At 59.0% G+C, this 20,087-nt stretch carries 17 protein-coding genes; 7 read left to right on the forward strand and 10 right to left on the reverse strand.

Annotated elements, in window-relative coordinates; translation table 11 throughout:
• Positions 1–113: 113 nt before the first annotated feature.
• The 5 genes from DW850_RS05930 to DW850_RS05950 form a co-directional block, all read right to left on the reverse strand.
• Complete coding sequence (locus DW850_RS05930; RefSeq protein WP_117786534.1) at positions 114–2,600, reverse strand: glycosyltransferase; 2,487 nt, start codon at positions 2,598–2,600, stop codon at positions 114–116.
• A complete protein-coding gene (locus DW850_RS05935; RefSeq protein ID WP_117786535.1) occupies positions 2,601–3,668 on the reverse strand; it encodes a glycosyltransferase in 1,068 nt (355 codons plus the stop codon).
• 12 nt (positions 3,669–3,680) lie between these two features.
• Positions 3,681–4,799: a glycosyltransferase family 2 protein gene (locus tag DW850_RS05940; RefSeq protein ID WP_158558594.1), complete on the reverse strand. Its 1,119-nt coding sequence runs from the start codon at positions 4,797–4,799 to the stop codon at positions 3,681–3,683.
• A gap of 74 nt (positions 4,800–4,873) precedes the next feature.
• Positions 4,874–5,914, reverse strand: a complete 1,041-nt coding sequence (locus DW850_RS05945; protein ID WP_117563896.1) for a glycosyltransferase — start codon at positions 5,912–5,914, stop codon at positions 4,874–4,876.
• A 6-nt stretch (positions 5,915–5,920) separates the two neighbouring features.
• Complete coding sequence (locus tag DW850_RS05950; protein ID WP_117629109.1) at positions 5,921–7,024, reverse strand: glycosyltransferase; 1,104 nt, start codon at positions 7,022–7,024, stop codon at positions 5,921–5,923.
• 112 nt (positions 7,025–7,136) lie between these two features.
• Between DW850_RS05950 and DW850_RS05955 the strand changes: the two genes are divergently transcribed.
• Together DW850_RS05955 and DW850_RS05960 are read left to right on the forward strand one after the other, a co-directional pair.
• Positions 7,137–8,267 (forward strand): acyltransferase, encoded by a 1,131-nt coding sequence (locus DW850_RS05955; protein WP_117786537.1) that lies wholly within the window; start codon positions 7,137–7,139, stop codon positions 8,265–8,267.
• Positions 8,268–8,437: 170 nt separating this feature from the next.
• Positions 8,438–9,457: a glycosyltransferase gene (locus DW850_RS05960; RefSeq protein WP_117786538.1), complete on the forward strand. Its 1,020-nt coding sequence runs from the start codon at positions 8,438–8,440 to the stop codon at positions 9,455–9,457.
• A gap of 20 nt (positions 9,458–9,477) precedes the next feature.
• Here DW850_RS05960 and DW850_RS05965 read toward each other — a convergent pair whose 3' ends face one another.
• The 5 genes from DW850_RS05965 to DW850_RS05985 form a co-directional block, all read right to left on the reverse strand.
• Complete coding sequence (locus tag DW850_RS05965; protein ID WP_370215632.1) at positions 9,478–11,436, reverse strand: AAA family ATPase; 1,959 nt, start codon at positions 11,434–11,436, stop codon at positions 9,478–9,480.
• A 41-nt stretch (positions 11,437–11,477) separates the two neighbouring features.
• Entirely contained in the window at positions 11,478–13,292 is a 1,815-nt protein-coding gene (locus tag DW850_RS05970; protein ID WP_117786540.1) for a hypothetical protein, read from the reverse strand.
• A 137-nt stretch (positions 13,293–13,429) separates the two neighbouring features.
• Positions 13,430–13,849 (reverse strand): HI0074 family nucleotidyltransferase substrate-binding subunit, encoded by a 420-nt coding sequence (locus DW850_RS05975; protein WP_117635061.1) that lies wholly within the window; start codon positions 13,847–13,849, stop codon positions 13,430–13,432.
• Positions 13,836–14,123: a nucleotidyltransferase family protein gene (locus tag DW850_RS05980; RefSeq protein ID WP_117655961.1), complete on the reverse strand. Its 288-nt coding sequence runs from the start codon at positions 14,121–14,123 to the stop codon at positions 13,836–13,838. The genes DW850_RS05975 and DW850_RS05980 overlap by 14 nt, the downstream gene beginning before the upstream one ends.
• A gap of 8 nt (positions 14,124–14,131) precedes the next feature.
• Positions 14,132–14,563, reverse strand: coding sequence for an Rrf2 family transcriptional regulator (locus DW850_RS05985; protein WP_099431873.1), 432 nt, complete (start codon positions 14,561–14,563; stop codon positions 14,132–14,134).
• A 224-nt stretch (positions 14,564–14,787) separates the two neighbouring features.
• Between DW850_RS05985 and sufC the strand changes: the two genes are divergently transcribed.
• Genes sufC through sufU form a run of 5 tightly spaced genes read left to right on the forward strand, consistent with a single transcriptional unit; the run spans position 14,788 to position 20,033 of the window.
• Positions 14,788–15,588, forward strand: a complete 801-nt coding sequence (gene sufC / locus DW850_RS05990) for a Fe-S cluster assembly ATPase SufC (RefSeq protein WP_117786541.1) — start codon at positions 14,788–14,790, stop codon at positions 15,586–15,588.
• Positions 15,589–15,600: 12 nt separating this feature from the next.
• The gene (gene sufB, locus DW850_RS05995) at positions 15,601–17,013 is read left to right on the forward strand and encodes a Fe-S cluster assembly protein SufB (protein ID WP_117640948.1); all 1,413 of its coding nucleotides are present in this window, start codon (positions 15,601–15,603) and stop codon (positions 17,011–17,013) included.
• Positions 17,013–18,284, forward strand: coding sequence for a SufD family Fe-S cluster assembly protein (locus DW850_RS06000; protein ID WP_117786542.1), 1,272 nt, complete (start codon positions 17,013–17,015; stop codon positions 18,282–18,284). Before sufB ends, DW850_RS06000 begins: the two co-directional genes overlap by 1 nt.
• On the forward strand, positions 18,281–19,606 hold the full coding sequence (locus DW850_RS06005; protein WP_199575608.1) for an aminotransferase class V-fold PLP-dependent enzyme: 1,326 nt from the start codon (positions 18,281–18,283) through the stop codon (positions 19,604–19,606). Before DW850_RS06000 ends, DW850_RS06005 begins: the two co-directional genes overlap by 4 nt.
• Positions 19,599–20,033, forward strand: a complete 435-nt coding sequence (sufU, locus tag DW850_RS06010; protein ID WP_055252288.1) for a Fe-S cluster assembly sulfur transfer protein SufU — start codon at positions 19,599–19,601, stop codon at positions 20,031–20,033. The genes DW850_RS06005 and sufU overlap by 8 nt, the downstream gene beginning before the upstream one ends.
• The last annotated feature ends 54 nt before the right edge of the window (positions 20,034–20,087 follow it).

A 20,087-nucleotide genomic window follows, 5' to 3' on the forward strand; every position in this document is an offset into this window, starting at 1 on the left:
AATCTTGAGGCACGTTTTCGATATGACAAGAGCTGCTTGAACGAGGAGTACTTGAACCCCACCGCCCTTGCAGCTCTTGAGGATACTTTGCCGGAACTTGGCATTACTTCGCACTAAAACGAGAAGTACTCACTGTCGGAGGACAAGTTCGGCCCCAACCATGAATCGCCCGTCAAGAAAAACTCCGGCCAGCGCTGCATAAACAGCGCTTGCTCGCGCTTCCAGCGGCGCAGCTTTTCCTCGTTGGCCTCTTCCCTGCCGCGCGAGGTGAACTCGTAGTGATACAGCTCGGCATAAGGCGTATAGATGGTGTGGTAGCCCGCCTCCCATACGCGCAGGCAAAAGTCTGCGTCGTTAAAGCCAACGGCGAATTCCTCGTTGTAGCCGCCGACGCGCTCAAATACGTCGCGTCGCACCATCTGGCAGGCACCCGTTACGGCGCTAAAGTTGCCCGGGCGCACAGCGCGGGCAAGATAGCCCTCGCGCTTTGCCGAGAAGTCCTGGTTGGCATGGGCAAGTGCCCCACGCACGCCAACCAAAATGCCGGCATGCTGCACCAGATGATCGGCAAAGTAGAGTTTGGCGCCCACCACGCCCGCATCGGGACGCTGCAGATAGCCCATCATCTCTTCGATAAAGTCCGGGCTTATGACCTCGGTATCGTTGTTGAGCAGCAGCAGGTAGTCGCCCTTGGCGTGCTTCACACCAAAATTGATGATCTGAGAGTAATTGAACTCGCCCGGCCAGCACACAACACGCGCGATGCCCTTGCCTTCGGATGCTGCAGCCACGCGCTCTGGCAGGGTTTCGTAATACGCAAACGTCTCCGGGGCTTCGCTGTTGTTCTCCACCAAGACGATCTCGTAATTGGTATACGTTGCCTTCTGAGCGATCGACATCACGCAGGCATCGAGCGTCTCAACGTGATCCTTAGTGGGAATCACAATGCTCACCAGCGGCGCAGACTCCGGCAGCGCATAACGCATGTGATAGACAAACGGCGTCTCGGCCTCCTCGACCGTTCCGCAAATGCCCAGCGCGTTAAAGTGGCGCTGAAGCGCAAGGCGCCCAGCTTCAATAGCATACGGCTTGCTATCGGCAGAACCGTCGGCGGTTGAACCGGGATGCACGCGCCAGTGATACAGTACGTGCGCAACATGTTCAAACCGCGCGCCCGCCGCAAGGCAGCGGAGCGTCAGGTCGTAATCTTGGGCGCCCGCGACGTCTTCCGGCGACATGCCAATGCGATCAATAAGCGCCTTCTGCACCATCAGGAAATGCGTCACGCAGTTATGGCTATAGAGCAGGTCGACGTTGAGCTTGGTCTTAAAGACCGGCTGGCCCCACTCCCCCGTTTTCTGGAACATGTCCTCGTCGCAGAACAGGACCTGGGGACGCTCGTCCTCGGCAGCCTTGTTCAGCGCGGCAACATAGTGGAACAACGCGTCCGGTTCCAGGATGTCGTCATGGTCCAAGAACGCGATGTAGTCGCCCGTCGCTTGCTCGATACCTGCGTTGGTGTTGACCACAATGCCGCCGTTACCAGGCAGCTCAACACGACGGACGCGCTCCTCGTTGACGCCCGCCGCAAGATTGGCAACCGCATCCCATTCGGGCGAGGCGTCCATAAGCAGCAATTCCCAGTTGTCATAGCTTTGGGCGAGCACCGAGTCCAGCAGCTCGCGCAGGTATTCCCGATCAGTCTTGTAGCACGGCACCACAATACTCACGAGTGGTCTATAGGCAAAAGCCACCGAAGCGACACGCTGGCACGCTAAATCGCCCGGCTTTGCGCGATGTTGCTCAAACCAACGTCGATAAGCTGCGTCGTCTGCACGCGCGTCCTTCATGCGGTTCCAGCTGTCGTCGACAATGCCGTTGTACAGGCGACCATCCATGGCGCAAAAACCGCTCTGGATTAGGCCCGTGGGATCAGCCGCAATCGCGACAAAATCACGTATATCCTGGGGCATCTCAACGCTCAAATACGTTTTATTGACGCGGCAACCGTTGCGCTGCGGCACATCGATCTGCGATTCAAACACATGCACGGTGACATCGATGGCATTCATATGCGCATCGAAAATCTGGAGCTCAGGGGTGCACTTGGAGTCTCCCACCCACGTAACCTCATAGCGCCACACCGCGCCGGCGTCTGCCGGCAAATAGCGAATGGCATCGATCTCGTAGCGACCGCAGCATTCGCCACGCTGCGCATCGCGGATAAGCGCACACAGCGCAGGCTTTGCTTTGTAGTTAATCTTGGATTCCAGCTTGGCCACGCGGCTATCGAGGCGAATAGAGCCCAACCTTTGGCCACCGAATGCAAAAACGGCATCCATCGACGAGCCATCCAAAAACGGAAGTACCAAGACGGCGAGCTCGCGTTCGTAATCGGAAACGGAAGGGCAAAGCGCCAGCACACGGCCATGATCGACCGGGAGTACCAGCGACGGCACACAAGAGCCGCTCGTCGTCGCATGGGCAAACGCTTGAGAACCCTCCCGCTCAATAAGCGCGGTGACATCCTGACCGGCAAAACGAAGCAGCACAAACAGACGGCCCTGACTGCGGCAAAGCGCCAAACGCTTGATACTCATCTACACTTCTCGCTTTCCCAGGGCGTTCGCTGCCATGCGTTTGCAGGCACCCAGGCGCCCAAACCTCAAGACGTCGTAATCGAACATGAGCTTTTTACATGCACGGGCATTGGGGGCCTTGCTGGTAAGCGCCGCACGCACCATAGCAGCAACAGAAGGAGCGCATTGTGCGAGCGCAGCATCGCTGCCCACGGCAGAACCGGCAAGCGCCGTGGCAACGGCAGCAAACACCTTGCCGCAGTCCGAACCCAGCAACCTGAGCGCATCGTACAGCACCAGATCGCATAGGAAGTACGCCAGGTCATCGGCATACTGGACATCGAGACCGTCGCGCTGCCAGTCAGCCATCACCGCGGAGTAAATCTTCACGTGCTCCAGCAGGCGCGTCTCGTCGTCATAGCGCATGGTGTCCATGAGCGAGCCCTTGCGCGCCACGCGGTAGTCATACAGCTTGTTCGAAATAAGCGCGGTCTTGCGCGAGCGACCGTACACGGCAAAATCGAAGACCTGGTCCTCGCCATACTTAACGGTTTCGTCGAACACGATCCCGTTGCCCAGCAAAAACTCACGCTTGCAAGCGGTGCGCCATGCAAAGGGGCGAGACGCTTCCTTAAACAGCAGGTCGGAGCCATAGCCTTCAAACGACACATCGCGCGGGCTCAGTACATAGTTAAGCCACGGATACCCCGCCTCCAGCGGATACGGATTCGCGCCAAAGGTCAACACGTCGCAATCCTCGCGTTCAAAGGCATCGACGATCACGCGGCATGCATCGGGCGTAAACCGGTCGTCGGAATCCAAAAACGCGACGATAGGCGCCGTGGACGCAGCGATGCCGGCATTACGCGCACTCGACAGGCCCCCGTTTGGCTTATCGACCAGCGTAAAGCGCGCGTCCTTTTCGCAATACGCAGCCGCAATATCGCGCGAACCGTCCGGCGAGCCATCGTTGACCAGCACGCCTTCCCAATCGGGCATGTCCTGCGCAAGCAGGGAGTCCAGGCACCAGGCCAGGCACTCCTCCACGTTATAGATAGGAACGACAACGGAAATCTTGGGGGTAGCCATAGTCAAGTGCTCCTACTGTGCGACCGGAACGTCATCGGGGTGCGGGTTGTCGCCGTAGGCGCGCTGATACGTCAGCACGCGCCAGACCAGCGGCAGGCCGCCGATCTTAAAGTAGTGTTTAAACGTATTGAGCTTGCCCGGCTTCTTAAAATCAAAGCGCGAATCGATATAGGCGCGGGGCGACTTGACCATCAGTCGCAAGTCGGTCTCGCCACGCGGGTCGAAGAGAGACAGGTCAAAGCGACCGGCATCCCAATCGGCCTTGAGCTCGGGAGATGCCTTCTCCCAAAACTGCTCGCGCAATTCATCGACCAGGCGCTCATCATTCCAACGGTACGTATCGACCTTCATGCGCATTAAAATACCCTGAAGCTGAGCCTTAAGCTCGGGGCGTTCATCCAAAAAGCGCTGCATCTCGGTATATTCGTCGCACACGCAAAACACCTTGTTAGGAGAATTAACGGAGCTCTTCTCGTTATCTTGGCGATAGCACAAAATGGGGTCCGCGATAAACGCAGCACGCTCGGCGCATGCCCAGACCTTAAAGTTAAAACCCGCATCCTGATACGAAGCACCTGGCGTGGGAAGAAACCGAATCTGATTGTCGTTGAGGAACTCGCGCCGGTAGATAGCCGACCAAATGGAAGGTTTGCGGTAGAAGATGCCCGGGCGATCGACGGGGCGATACGCGGCGCCCGTCATATGCTCGTCGATGATCCCAAACAGCTCACGCCGCTCGCTGGGCGTGGACCAATACAGGTAAAAGTCGCCCTTTACCACATCGGCATGCTCGGCATCGGCCTTGGCGACCAGCTTTTGGAGTGAATCCTCAAACATAAAGTCGTCGGACTCAAGGATGCCCACGTACTCGCCGCGCGCCATCTCCAGGCCGCGGTTCATCGAGTCGCCGTAGCCGCTGTTGGCCTTGTCGATCATCTTTACACGGGGGTCGCGCTCCATGTACTCGCGGATGATATCTGGCGAGCTATCGGTGGAGCCGTCGTTGATGCAGATGATCTCGATGTCCTTGAGCGTCTGCGCCACGGCGGAATCGAGGCACTCACGCAGGTAGCGCTCAACATTGCAGATGGGAACAAGAAGCGAAACTTTAGGGGTATCAGAGTTCTGCAAGAGAACCTCCTGTTGAATAGCGTGTAACAGGGTTATTTTAGCAGCCGAGTTGCGGCGGGCGGCAGCGCTTGGAATTAGATAAAACGCTCCAGGCAGGCTTTGAGACCGCGAGTCGAAAGATAGAACAGCGCGGCATCTGCCATCGAAACGCCCGAGGTCGCCGCAACGAGCTTGTGGGCAACACGGCGAACGGCGCCCTTAGCAGGCATATCCGCCCACTCCGTTCCCAAAAACGTCGTGAGGTCCATGTTGACGCGAGCCGCCACGCGATGGAAGTCATCGGCATCCAAGCGCGCCAGGTCGAACACAATGAGGTCCAGGAACCAGGTGATCAGCTCGCCGGGGCACAGGTCCAAAAGACCGTAGGCCGCCCAGCCCTCCAAGACCTCCTCGAGCATTCTCATGTGGGCGTCAAGCTTTTTGGCGCGAGCCTCGGCACTGTTGAACTCGTGCGTCGCCGATTCGCTCTCCATCACGTAGTGGTAGAACTTGTCCGGCATGACGACGGTCTTGCGGGCAAGCGCATAAGCCGCAAATTGGAAGACGACGTCCTCGCCCAAAGCCAAACCGGGGGCGAAGCGAATGCCTTCGCGATTGAGCAGCTCGCGCGAAAAAGCCACGCGGCAGGCATAGGGCTGCGCATTCGAATGGAACAGAAGTTGGGGATCACGGGCGTCGAAGGTACCGGCTTTGGGGCTCATGAGTTGATGGACGCGTTTGGGGGCAGCATCGGCTGGTTCACAGACGCCGCCAAAAACGGCGGCCTCGGCATCTGCAGACTCCATGGCATGCAGTACGCGCTCGACCGTCTGGGCATCGATATAATCGTCGGCGTCCACAAAAAAGACGGTCTCGCCCTCGGCGGCATCGATACCGGCATTTCGAGCACACGAGACACCCGCATTTTCCTGGTCAATCACCAGTACGCGATCGTCGGCCTGCGCGACCTGGCGCAACACGTTCAACGAATCATCAGTCGAACCGTCGTTGACGCAGACAACCTGAATCGAGCGTTCGGACTGAGCCAACAGCGAATCGAGGCATCGCTGAATGGAGCGCGCAGAGTTGTAAACGGGGACGACAATGGTCGCTTTGGGGGTCAAAGTCTCTCCCATGTCGACCTACCCCCTCAGCGATTCGATGAGGAAGGCAGCAACCACGCCTGGGCCTCCAACCGAGGCGTAATACTTAGCACGCCCCAAGGCACCATCCGTCGCAAAACTCGGATGCTCGTCAACCCAGCCCTCAGGATCTTTGAGGATGGCAGCGAGATTTGCGCGCTTCCACGGCTTGAGGTCGTCAAGCGAAAACTCCCCCGCGTCCAAGGCCGCTTGGAACTCCTTGGCCATCTGAACCAGGAACTCCTTATAGAACTTAGGCGCCAGGCGCACGTAGTTCCACATATACGAATCGTACTTAATGAGCTGATTGAACTTGAGCATGCGCGCGACGTCATCACTTGCGTGGTCACGGGCATAATCCTCTCGAATCCAACGCTCGATCTCGGCATACTCGGTATTGACGCAAAAGACCTTAGCCGAAGAATTGACCGAGGAATTCTCGTTGTCCTGGCGATACGACAGCACGGCATCGTGCAGGTAAACAGCCTTATCGGCGCACGCGATTACCTTAAAGGCGAATGACGTGTCCTGAAAGGATGCCCCCGGAGTCGGCAGGAACGTAATGCCGTTGCGCTCAAGAAAATCGCGACGGTACACGGCCGACCAAATCGATGGCTTTTGCTTAAAGAACTGCGTCGTATCGCTCGGATGCACTGGCTTGCCACAATCCTGAGGTCTAAACATCTCGTGCAGCGAACGGCGTTCCTCGGGCTTAGACCAGTAGAAATCAAAGTTCGCCTTCGCAAAGTCGGCATTATTGCTATCGGCGGCCGAGACAAGCTTTTCGAGTGCGTCGGACGCCATAAAGTCATCGGACTCCAAGATGCCAACGTACTTGCCACGCGCCATCTCCAGACCGTGGTTCATCGAGTCGCCGTAGCCGCTGTTGGCCTTGTCGATCATCTTGACGCGCCTATCGCGCTCCATATACTCGCGAATAATCGCCGGCGAGTTGTCGGTCGACCCGTCGTTAATGCAGATGATCTCAATATCCTTGAGCGTCTGTGCCAGGGCGGAATCGAGACACTCGCGCAGGTAGCGCTGAACATTGTAAATGGGAATAAGCAGCGACAGAACAGGGCTGCCAGAGACGTTAGTAGACAAATGTGCTCCTTAGGAAATACCTGTCGTTTCATGGTATCAAAGGGTCAGCGCGCCAGCGGGCGTTTATATAATCTATGGAGCTCGCAGAGGCAAACCGATACGAAAGGACGTCATGCAGCCCAAAGCCGCACGCAACATATCCATCGAGGCCTTGCGCTTGGTCGCAGTCGCCGGTATCGCGGTGTTCCACACCTTTCAGTGGACCTTCCAGGCAACCTGTGTCGACGCCGTGGAATATGCCCCACTTGCGATGTTCCCCTATTCCGGCGTGCTTGGTTTTATTAACTTGCTAGGCTGCTGGGCCAACGAGGCCTTCTTTATGATCTCGGGCTATTTTCTCATCGCTTCGGCCGCGCGTGCTTGGGACGGTGGGGCAACGTGGAAGTTGCAAATGCAGCGAACGGCGCAGCGCCTAGGCAAGGTCGTTATGCCCACTGCGTTTTATTGCGTCGTGGCGCTCGCGTGGTCCACGGTCGTCTCCCCCATTCCCGATGTTACCCTCAACACGCACTGCTGGTACACGCTAGGCCTTGAGTTTATCTGGGTCTATGCCGCCACGGTCTTCATGGCGCCATGGTTTGGACTGGCTAAGTGTCGACTCTCCCAGAAGAGCTACACGACGACGGTCATCGCCGTTGGCATCCTCGCATTTGTTGTTAACGGGTATTTAGCCGCCATGAGCACGACAAGCGCCGGCGAGTTTTCTTGGCTCCAAAAGCTCATGAGCGCTGCCACGTACGTAATCGCGTTTTTGATCGGCGGGCTGCTCCGCGACGTTACCGACGCCATGGATTCGGACAGGGCGGGCGCCTTGGGCATGCGGTCACTCACAGCGGTTTTGGCGCTCGCCACCATCCTGGAAGAAGCACTCTCCTTCACCGGCAACCTCACGGCGATGGCAGTCCTCTCCTACAAATCGACCTCGTTGATCTCGTTTGCCCTCGCTGCCGCTTCCCTGCTCTTTGCGGCAACCCGACGCAGTGCGTCAGGCAATCCGCGGACTGCAGGCGTCATTGTCACCTTATCGACCGCCACGCTCGGTTTCTATGTGATGCAGTCGCTCACCAGTAGCCTGTGGCGTCCCGTCTTCAATACGTTGCTTGCAAACATACTGGTCAGCGAAAACAGCCCGGCAGCTATATGTATCATCACGGGTACCATCATTAGCATCGTCTTTGCTCTGGCGCTCCTCATCATCGATGCAGCTAGAAGCCTTATCGTTCGCAAGCTCAAACGGCAATAGACACGCTGCCGTCAGACGCCAAAGCTGCTATACCCGTGGCAGGTTCCTGCGTTTTATTCAAAGCTTGCCGACAAGGTGCGGTGAGCCTTTACAATAGGACAGTCCCAAGGACGTATTCGATAGCTTCCGCGCAGCGCTCGCCCGCCGCGCGTGAAAGGATATATTGCCCCATGCCTTCAACCCTTCCCGCTCCCATCGATAAGCTCGCCATCGTTGTCGTCACGTACAAGCGCCAGGAGCTCCTGGCCAACTTGTTCGACTCCATGACCGAGCTCACGGCAACGCCCTGGCGCATCGTGATTGTCGATAACGAGAATTCGCGCGAGACCGAGGCCATGTGCACCGCATTCAACGAGCGTCTGGCCAACCTGTGGGGCATCGACACCGAGCAGCCCGACGCGCAGGGCGGCACCGACCGTGTCATCTACGCCCCGCAGCTCGAAAACGGCGGCGGTGCAGGCGGCTTCTCCGCTGGCACTAAATGCGCTTACGACCTGGGCGCCCAGTGGTTCTGGGTGATGGACGACGACGTGCTCGTCATCCCCGAAGGCATCGAGCGTCTTGCCAAGTGGACCGACCGCTACGATGTCATCCAGGGTTCGCGCCTGGACTTTGACGGCGGCGCTTTCTTTTGGCAGTACCAGCTCATCCTTTCGCTCGGCATCCCTAACCCCATCGCCAAGTGGGACTTGGGGCCCGAGGGCTACCGCACCATGAACCAACTGTGCTTTGAGGGCGGCATGTTCTCGCGCCGCGTGGTCGACAAGATTGGCCTGCCCGACGCGCGCTTCTTTATCTACGGCGACGATGCCTGCTACGGCTACGTGGCCAGCCAGCACTTCCCCGCCGCCGTGGTTGCCGACGTGGTGCTCAAGCGCGCCCGCGCCGTCTCCAACTGGGATATCGCCGGCAAACGACAGCTCAACTCCACGAGCGACACCAACCGCTACTACATCATGCGCAACCGAGGCTTCCTCGCTCGCTATATGCAGATCTACGGTGACTACCACCCCATGCTGTTCCGTCTGGGCAATGCCGCGACCTTCTGCAAGGAGTTCATTCGTCTGGCAGCAGTCGACAAATGCTTTAAGACCGGCATTCCGGCGCTGCGCCGCGGCATGAAGGACGCCCGCAAGATCGTTAAGGATCCCAACTGGAAGCCCATGCCGCCCCTGAAGGACGCCGAGTAGTAAAGGGCTTTCACCCGCCGCTACAGTCGTTGACACACCACGGACACACGCTGACCGTCAAAGCCAAAGCCCCAACGCATGCGCCCGACGGCGGGGCGCGGCACGCGGATATCATCGATGCCGTCGCGCTCTATGTCGAGCAGCGCCTGAACCGCCAACAGTTCCAGGCCCAGGGCATCGACGCCAGGGTCGTACAACATGTTGACCGTAATGAGCGGTCGCTCATCGAGCATGCCGAGCGTGTCGGCCACGTCAAACACCCGACCGGTGGGAATCACCTGGATATCCCAGCGATCCGAGACGCCACTTCGCTTGGAGCTGGGATTGCAATAGCCGGGCAGTCCAAAGCAGAGCCCCTGAAGCGCCAGATGATAGGCTGTCGGCATATCTGATTGGCCCACATCGATGCCCAGATCGCCGATAGCACAGCTCAAAGCTTGCTTTACAGTGTCCTCGTCTCCTCGACACAGCCCGTCATGGAACGAGTCGATAACTCCAACGTCCTCAACGGCGCACTCAAACCATTCCAGAATTACAAGACGGAGCGCCTGACGCACTTCGTTATTAGGCAGACGCAGGGAACGAAGGCACGCGCCGTCCTCCGAATGCCCCGTCATGTCCGTCGTAAGAAATCCAGACAGATACAGCGCTGTCCAGATATCTTCGGGCTTGGCAGCATCGGCCTCCTCGGCATGCACATGCACTGGCGCCTCAATAAACCCATGCGGCTCAAGCAAATCGAACAATGCGGACAGGCGCATGAGATTCCAGTCGCCGACGCATGCGCTCAGACGGTCGGCGTAACCATACAGATCTGCCCGAACGGGCGCGACGCAACCGCGATGTGCGTAGTCCACCACGCGCTCCGGGATCGAGCAATAAAAACCACCAAACAGATAGCCCTCAAGCCACTCACGCGCGTCATCCAGACAGCCGTTGCGACCGATGCGATCCAACAGCACCTGGACTTCGTCGTCCGAAAAACCGAACCATCGATCACACCAGCTCGACAGCGGTGTCGCCGACCGATAGGAAACCCCACGTTGGGACAACGCGAACTCGGCAGGACCGGGGCGCTCGCCCATAAGACACGTCAATCGCAACGAGTCGCCGGCGTCGGCAATGGTGTCGAACAACATTCGGCTGAGCGACTCTAGGGAATCCACGCTACCGTCGTCCTTAGCGCCCAAACGCTTTGGACATACTGCGTCGTAGTCGTCTATCAGAAGAACAACATGTTCATCGAAAGCTACCTGGAGCAGTTTAATAAGCACGCCAAGCGCCGCATCGATCTCCCTATCGCTGGCCACCCCACGCGCCACCCTCTCGATAAGACGAACCTCACGTCTTGACAGATCAGGCGCGGCAAGCAGCGGCAGCAATCGGGCGCACTCGCGCACGACAGCTCCGCGAATTGCTGCCGCAGCACCAGCGCCATGCCTCGAAGCGGCAGCTGTAAAGTCGAGCATGATGACCGGATAACTCGCGTACTCATCACGATAGCGACCGCCGCCCGCCTGCCAAATCTGGGTACCAGCGAACAGGCTTCGATCCGGCAGCCGGTGATCAGGTCGTTCCAAATAGCACTTGAGCATCGATAAATTCATGCTCTTGCCAAAACCCTTGGGCCGACAGCAAAACGCAACAGGTGCTTCACTGTCCAATATATCGGCAATAAACATAGTCTTATCGACGAGCAAACACCGATTGATTGCATCGGAAAAGTCGTGTGCATCAACCGGTAGAGCTGCGCTATCCGCATGATTGAGCAACCGTGCACCAAACGCATGAGTAAAACCACAATTCACCTGTTCAGACACCGTAGACTCTCCTTCTAACGCAGCACGATGCCCATTGTAGCGAGCGGGTAGAGCGCAACAATATCGACATGCAAACGTTTCGGGCAGCGGTAGCAACAGACCCCCGAGGGGGCATAACAAATCGTTGCACAACAAAAAAGGGGCCCGATGCCGCCGCACCGGACCCCGTCCCAAACTCTTATAGAAAACGATCTGGAAGATTACTCCTCCGAGCCGTCCTCCCCAGAAGCCTTCTTCTGCTGATCGAGCTTATGCTTACCACTTACGATAGACGTAGCGCCCAGTGTGGCCAAGCTTGCACTGGCAAGGCTCGCCATCACAATCAGATCGCCCGTCTTGGGCATGTTGCCGCCCGAAGACTTGGTAGTTGTAGTCGTCGTGGTCGTGGTGGTCACCGTTTTGGAGTCATTTTGCTCCTGGACCTGGTCATCGGTGTTGCCCTTACCGCTGTCCTCGCTCTGCTGCTTTCCGTCCTCAGTCTTGCCTTTGCTCTTGTCTTTCTCCTCAGATTCAGACTTCTTATCCTCGTCCTTCTTCTGTTCGGACTTGTCGCTCTTCTCCTCAGAGCTAGAACCCTTATCGGATTCGGTCTTCTCGGAAGCCTTGTCCTTGGAGTCGCCCTTTGCGGCTTCGGTCTTTTCCGTGGAAGCTTGACCAGAATTGCCCTTGTTCGAAGTCGAGCCGTTATTGACGCCAGCCATCAGCGAAGAGCCCAGCGTAGAACCAAGCTGCACGGAGAAAGAAGGCTTCTTGTCAGGCGAAGCAGCGGGAGCGTCCGGCGCCTTATTCGAGTCATCCTTGGAAGCATCGGAATCAGGGGTTGCGTCAGAGCCGGAGCCGTTGTTAGAGCCGGCGCCAACGGACGAATCGCTCGAGCCGGTGGATGAGTTAGAGGTATCAGCGTCGGTCGAACCAGAGGCGGCGCTGTCCGTATTGCCGGCAGAGCTTGAAGACGAATCGCCCGCAGCAGAGCCGTTCGAAACTGAGCCGTTCGAGGTAGAGCCGTTGTTGGTAGTGCCACCAGCAGAGCCATCACCGTCAGAATCGGTCGAGGGCGCATCCATCCTGTCATCGTTAGCATCGTCACGCGAGTCGTCATTCGAATCAGGCGTCGGCGAAGGTTCCGGCGTGGGCTCGGGCTGCACGGGCGTCGCAGCGGCCTCGTCCTCGGCGATATAAACCAAGCAGTCCTTCAGCTCGTTGCGGTAGCGGTTCTTCCAGCCCTCATGATACTGAGGCTGGCTCGCATATTTGATCGCCACGTTATTGACCACGCTGTTGGAAAGCGCCGTCACAAACTCGCGGTCGGACATATCGTTGGAGAGATTCGCCCAACGGAAGAAGTCCCTGCAGCCACCGGTGCCGCACATGTTAGTGATGCTCCACACCATGCCCTTGACGCAATCGGCACGGCCCGAAATATCAATACCCAAGCCGCTCTTGAGCCACGCCTCGGTCACCGCATAGTACGAGTTGTACGCATACGCATCCTGCAGAGCCGAAAACTCAGCAGGGTCGGTGTTATAAGCGCCCTGGAAGGCCTCCTGCGCAATACGGCCCAGCTCAGTGAGCTGACCGTTCTCGTACATGGCATTGTTCGCGTTGGAAATCTCGCTGCCGCGATCAATCGCGTCCTTGAGCATGCTGTATTTTTCGGGGTTATAGTTGTAGGCCTGCTTCATAAACGGGATGAGCGACCAACGACGGTCGAACTGGTAATAACCCAGCGCGTTATAGCCGTCGCCATACGAAAAGCCCTGGTTATAGTTGCCATGGCTCTCGTACTTGGTAAAGTACTTCATCTCGGGGGTCACGTTAACAAACGAAACGCCCTGGACCGACCTCAGCACGCCCGAGAAGGACTGCTGGGTGTAGAGACCCTTATCGATATCGGTCGCATCCGAGGCAACGCCCGGCGTGGGCTCCTCGGCAGCGGCGGGTGCCGGCGCGGAAACGACGCCAAACGAAAGCGCCAGCGTCAGGCCCGCGACAATAGCAGAATGCTTGGGCTGCATAAGATCCTCCCTGCATTGGTGTAGTTAAAGTGCAGTTTGCAAAGATAAGAGTAAGTATTGCAGCTCGCCCGTTGTTGCACAACAACCCCTCGGTAAACAGCAACAACCCTCCGCGAAATCCGCGAAATCTAAAGGAATTAAACAAACTGGTCGTCGGGCACCAGAAGAAGATCGCCGTAGCGTCCCATCAGCCCGTCTCTCAACTGACAGAAAGCGGGGATATAGACGTTTAAGATACGCTGAATCAAATCTTGAGCGAGCTTGTTGTCATAGATATGGACGTTCGTATTGCGGTCTCTGAGCATATCTAGCCATGCCGCCTCATCAATAAAGTCGTAGAATCGGTAGGCTTCCTTCAAGATGGCACGAGGAGACCCCGATGCAGCAAGCGTGGCGCCCTCATACTCGAGCAGACGTTTAAGGAGCTTCCAGCTCAGTTCAAACTGAAGGTTGAACTTATTAATCAATCCACTCTGAACAAAATCATTGCTAAGATCCTGATTGGGTGCATCCTCAAGATTCGCCAAGGCGCTGGCAAAGTTCTCATATTTTTTCATACAGAATCACACCATCCCTGGCAATTTCATCGAGCAATTGCTGCGATAAGGACTCATCCAGATTGACGACGTCTATATCTAAAAGAGTATCAAGACGCTCCTCTATCAGATATGAGAAACGGTCGAAATCCCGGCAACCTGCTACAGCAATATCAATATCGCTCTTAGGCAAGTTGTCACCGCGGGCACGAGAACCAAACAGCACAACCCTCTCGGCGTCACATTCCCGAGCAAAAATCTCAATTTGCTTGTACACCTTGTCGAGAGATACCATCTGCAGCCCTACAGCTTAATGTCGAAGTTGATCTCGGGGACGGCAGCAAGGTCGGCCAACGTCACGCCGTCGACGTACTTTTCGATCACGTCGTCCAGACCGCGCCAGAATTTGACGGTCGAGCAAAGATCGCTGCGGGCGCAGCTGTTGTCGATGCCATCGCACGCCACCGGAGCCGTGCTGCCTTCGACGGCGCGCAGGATGTCGCCGGCACGCACCTCGGCCGGGTCCTTGGCCATCATGTAGCCGCCGCCCTTGCCGCGCACGCTCTTAAGTAGGCCCGCCTTCATGAGCGGACGAACCAGCTGCTCCAGATACTTTTGCGAGATACGCTCGCGGTCGGCGACCTCGCGCAGAGCGATCTTGCCCTCGGCGTCGCCCAGCGCTGCGATATAGATCATCAGTCGGAGGGCATAGCGGCCCTTAGAAGAAATGAGCATACCTACCCTCCCATCGCATCTTGGACAACATAACCAGGTTTGTTTGTCCCAAATCTTAAGTAAGTGGGACAAACACAACAGGTTATTTTGTCCCACATCTAGAAAAGTCGAGTGGATTAGTCGGGTTTTCCCTTGACTAACGCCGAACCCATAGTAACTTTATTCCGAGAAGATTCCTAGGGTTTCGTACACCCATGAGTACACCATATACAGAGAGGGACAGCATGAGCGCAAATCCGCTGCTTTCCATCGAAGGTCTGACCGCCTCCGTGGACGAGAAGACCATCCTCCACAACGTCAACCTTAACGTCGCCGCCGGCGAGACCCACGTGTTGATGGGACCCAACGGCGCCGGCAAGTCCACCCTTGGCCACCTGGTCATGGGCGACCCCGTCTACACGGTCAACGACGGCCGCATCGTCTTTGACGGCCAGGACATCACCGAGCTCACCACCGACAAGCGCTCGCGCGCCGGCCTGTTCCTGAGCTTCCAGGCCCCTGTCGAGATCCCCGGCGTGCCACTGTCGAGCTTTTTGCGCGCCAGTATCGCCGGCCGCCCCGGCCTGGAGATGAAGGGCAAGGAGTTCCGACGTCGCGTCAAGGAGCTCGCGGCCGAGCTCAACATGGATACCTCCTACCTCAACCGTGAGCTGGGCGTGGGCTTCTCGGGCGGCGAGAAAAAGAAGGTCGAGATGCTCCAGCTTCTGCTGCTGCAGCCCAAGCTCGCCATCCTAGACGAGACCGACTCCGGCCTGGACGTCGACGCGCTTTCCACCGTCAGCCACGGCATGGACGCCTACCGCAAGAGCTGCGACGGCTCCATGCTCATCATCACGCACAACACGCGCATCCTGGAGCACTTGGATGTCGACCGCGTCCACGTTATGGTCAAGGGTCACATCGTGCGCGAGGACGACGCCTCGCTCATCCCCTGGATCGACAAGAACGGCTTTGAGACCTTCGAGCGCGAGGCCGCCGAGCAGCGCGCCCAGGCCGAGGCCGCCGCTGCCGAGCAGCAGGCGTAAAGGGGCGACGTAATGACCAAGAACCGCACCGAGGTCGCGGACATCGACCGCAGCCTCTACGACTTCACCTATGGCGAGGAGGGATTCGAGCGCCTCGACGCCGGCATCACGCCCGACATCGTGCGCGAGATCAGCGCCAAGAAGGACGAACCGCAGTGGATGCTCGACCTGCGCCTCAAGTCCCTCGAGATCTTCAACCGCTTCCCCGATCCGACGTGGGGCCCCTCCATCGAGGGCCTGGACATGGACAACATCGTCACCTACGTCAAGCCCAACACCGACCAAAAGCACGACTGGGAGTCGGTGCCCGACGACATCAAGAACACCTTTGAGCGCTTGGGCATCCCCGACGCCGAGCGCAGCTACCTGGCAGGCGTCGGCGCGCAGTACGACTCCGAGCTGGTCTACCACAACATGCAGGACACGGCGTCCAAGATGGGCATCGTCTACTCCGGTATTGAAGAAGCCCTGCACGATCCACAGTGGGAACCGCTCATCCACGAGAAGTTTATGACGCTCATCCCGCCCACCGACCACAAGTTTGCGGCCTTGCACGGCGCCGTATGGTCGGGCGGCTCGTTTGTCTACGTGCCCAAGGGCACCAAGTTGGACTTCCCGCTGCAGAGCTACTTCCGCCTTAACGCCAAGGGCGCCGGCCAGTTTGAGCATACGCTCATCATCGTCGAGGACGATGCCGACCTGCACTTCATTGAGGGTTGCTCAGCGCCCAAGTACAACGTGGCCAACCTCCACGCCGGCGCCGTCGAGCTCTTTGTGGGCAAGCGTGCACATCTGCGCTACTCGACCATCGAGAACTGGTCCAAGAATATGTACAACCTCAACACCAAGCGTGCGCGCGTGGACGAGGACGGCGATATCGAGTGGATCAGCGGTTCCTTCGGCAGCCACGTAGGCTACCTCTACCCCATGAGCGTGCTCAACGGCCGCCGCGCCCGCTCGAGCTTTACCGGCATCACCTTTGCCGGCGCCGGCCAGAACCTGGATACCGGCTGCAAGGTCGTGCTCAACGCGCCCGATACCTCGGCAACCGTCGAGACCAAAGGTATCTCCAAGAGCGGCGGCATTCAGACCTTCCGCAGCTCTATCGTGGCCACGCCCAAGGCAGAGGGTTCCAAGGCAACCGTGAGCTGCCAGTCGCTCATGCTCGATGACCAGAGCCGCTCCGACACCATCCCCGCCATGGACATCCGCGCCAAGAACGTCGACATCGGCCACGAGGCCACCATCGGCCGCATCGGCGACGACAAGGTGTTCTACCTGATGAGCCGCGGCATCTCGGAGGAAGAGGCCCGCACCATGATCGTCAACGGCTTTGCTAACCCGGTCTCCAAGGAGCTGCCGCTGGAGTACGCCGTCGAAATGAACAACCTGATCAAGCTCGAGATGGAAGGAGCGATCGGATAATGAAACAGGAAACCAACGCCGCTGCTACCACGCTCGAGCAGGTCAACGCGATGCCCGCAGCAACCTGGGGCTGGTTGAAAATGAACCAGACCAAGCTCGAGCTCTCTGACGAGCTTGCCGCCACTCCCGCCGAGGCCGTTGAGGTCGAGGGCTTGGACGAGCAGTTCTCCGGCGCGGCCGACGCCTTCGACACCGCCATGGACGCCATGGCCGAGCGCTTCCCCGAGCGCCGTGCCTCCGCCCCCGGTGATGCCGCCGACCGCGCCCGCATCACGCCCGAGACCGAGCTCGATGTCCCCGCCACCTCCGTCTACCAGGCCGGTGCCATTAAGCTCGAGGAGGAGCTCTCCCCTGCTGAAGCCTTCGAAACCGGCATGGGCGAGGCTGCCTACGCCTACTTGGCCGAGCACGCTACCAAGCGCATCGTCATCGATGTGCCCGCATACCAGCACGCCACGGTTACCGTGCGTGTGAGCGGTGTCGATGCCGCCGCGGCCATCGCCGCCATCGACATCGTCGCTCGCCCGCAGGCAACGCTCGACCTGCATATTGCCCTAGACTCTCCTGTTACCGGCGAGGGTGTCGTGGGCTCCGTGCTACGCGTGTGCGCCCACGAGTACGCCACCGTCAACGTGACCTGCACGCAGACACTCGACGACAGCTGGATCGCACTCGACGACACCGGCCTGTTCCTGGACGAGGGCGCGCGCGTCAACGTGCAGCACACCGTCCTGGGTGCCGGCGCCAGCGCCACCGGCCTTGCCGGCGACCTGCTGGGCGACACCGCCAAGGTGACCATCGATACCGATTACCTGGGCGCCCGCGAGCAGGTGCGCGACTTTAACTACGAGCTGCGCCACCGCGGTCGCAAGACCGAGTGCGAGATCGACGCCAACGGCGTGCTGACCGGCACGTCCAAGAAGGTCTACCGTGGCACCATCGACCTCGTGCACGGCTGCAAGGGTGCAACCGGCACCGAACGCGAGACGGTGCTTTTGGCCAACAAGGGCGTCGACAACAAGACCGTTCCCGTCATTCTCTGTGACGAGGACGACGTCGCCGGCAACCACGGCGCCACCATCGGTCACGTCCGCGACGAGCAGCTGTTCTACCTCGCCTGCCGTGGCCTTGACCAAAACGCTGCCGAGGACCTGTTCATCCGCGCCAAACTGGAGGACGCCGCGCTTTCCGCCACCGACGAGCGCACCCGCGCCGCCGTCGTCCGCCTAGGCAACAACCTGATCGACAACTTTGAAGAGGAGCTCGCATGATCGACACCGAGCACGTTAAATGCGACACCTGTACTGCCCCCGAGCCCATGGAGCTCGACGCCAGCGACGAGGCTTCGCGCTGCTGGCCCACCGTGGACATCGAGACCAACCCCTACAAGGGCCAGTTCCCGCTGTTCCAGCAGCACCCCGAGATCGCTTTCCTCGATAGCGCCGCCACCGCGCAGCGCCCTGCCTGTGTGCTCGACGCCGAACGCGACTTCTACCAGCGCATGAATGCCAACCCCCTGCGCGGCCTGTACTCGCTGTCCGTCGAGGCCACCGACGCCATCGCGAAGGTCCGCCAGCAGATCGCCGACCTCATCGGCGCCTCACAGGCCAACGAGGTCGTCTTCACCCGCAACACGAGCGAGTCGCTCAACCTGGTCGCTAAGAGCTTTGCGCCCACAGTGCTCGAACCGGGCGACGAGGTCGTCATCACCATCATGGAGCACCACTCCAACCTGATTCCGTGGCAGCAGGTCTGCCGCGAGACCGGCGCCAAGCTCGTCTACCTCTACCCCACCAAGACCGGCCAGCTCACCACCGAGGAGGTTCTTGCCAAGGTGGGTCCCAAGACCAAGATCCTAGCCGTGGGACAGGTCTCCAACGTGCTGGGCGTCGAGAACCCGGTCAAGAACCTCGGCAAACTCGTGCACAAGTACGGCGGCTACCTGGTCGTCGACGGCGCGCAGTCGCTGCCGCACATGCCGGTCGATGTGGCCGACCTGGGCGCCGACTTCTTTGCCTTTAGTGCGCACAAGGCCATGGGCCCCATGGGCATCGGCGTGCTGTGGGGCAAGATGGACCTGCTCAACGCCATGCCGCCCATGCTTACCGGCGGCGAGATGATCGATTCGGTCACCGAGCAGAACGCTGTCTGGGCTCCCGTCCCCGAGAAGTTCGAGGCCGGCACGCAGGACGCCGCCGGCATCTTCGCCACGGGCGCCGCACTCGATTACCTGGTCAACACGGTGGGTTACGAGAACATCCAGGCCCGCGAGCAGGCACTCGTCCACTATCTGATGGGCGAACTCATGCAGCTCGACTTTGTCCAGATCATCGGCTCCATCTATTGGGACAACCACCACGGCGTCGTGAGCTTTAACGTCAAGGGCATCCACCCGCACGACGTAGCGAGCATCATGGACATGGACGGCGTCTGCATTCGCGCCGGCCACCACTGTGCGCAGCCGCTGCTCACCTGGCTGGGCGTCGAGAACCTTGCCTGCTGCCGCGCCAGCGTGGCCTTCTACAACGACAAGGCCGATATCGACAAGTTCATCGCCGGCCTGCATCACGTTTGGAGCACGTTCAATGGGTAATCTGTACACCTCCACCACGTTTATGGAGCACAACTCGCACCCCGACTACAAGTACGAGATGGACGCCCCCACGCACGAGCACGACGGCATCAACCCCAGCTGCGGAGACGAGCTCACCTTGCAGCTACGTGTCGAGAACAACGTGATCGAGGAGGCCTCCTTTACCGGCCACGGCTGCGCCATCAGCCAGGCAAGCGCCGACATCATGGCCGACCTCATCACCGGCGAGACCGTCGAGGAAGCTCGCCGCTTGGCAGAGCTCTTCCTCGCCATGATCCGCGGCGAGCAGCTCTCCGAGGAGGACCTGGAAGATCTGGACGAGGCCGCCCAGCTCCAGGACATCTCGCACATGCCCGCCCGCGTCAAATGCGCCGAGCTCGCCTGGCGCACCCTCGACGGCATGCTCGAGGGGCAAGCAAACCAGTAGCGTATGCCCCGAATCCAAGGTTTTTGATTGCCGAGCCGCCCGATACGGGCGGCT

The organism is Collinsella sp. AM36-4AA, from assembly GCF_003467795.1.
Classification (GTDB): domain Bacteria; phylum Actinomycetota; class Coriobacteriia; order Coriobacteriales; family Coriobacteriaceae; genus Collinsella.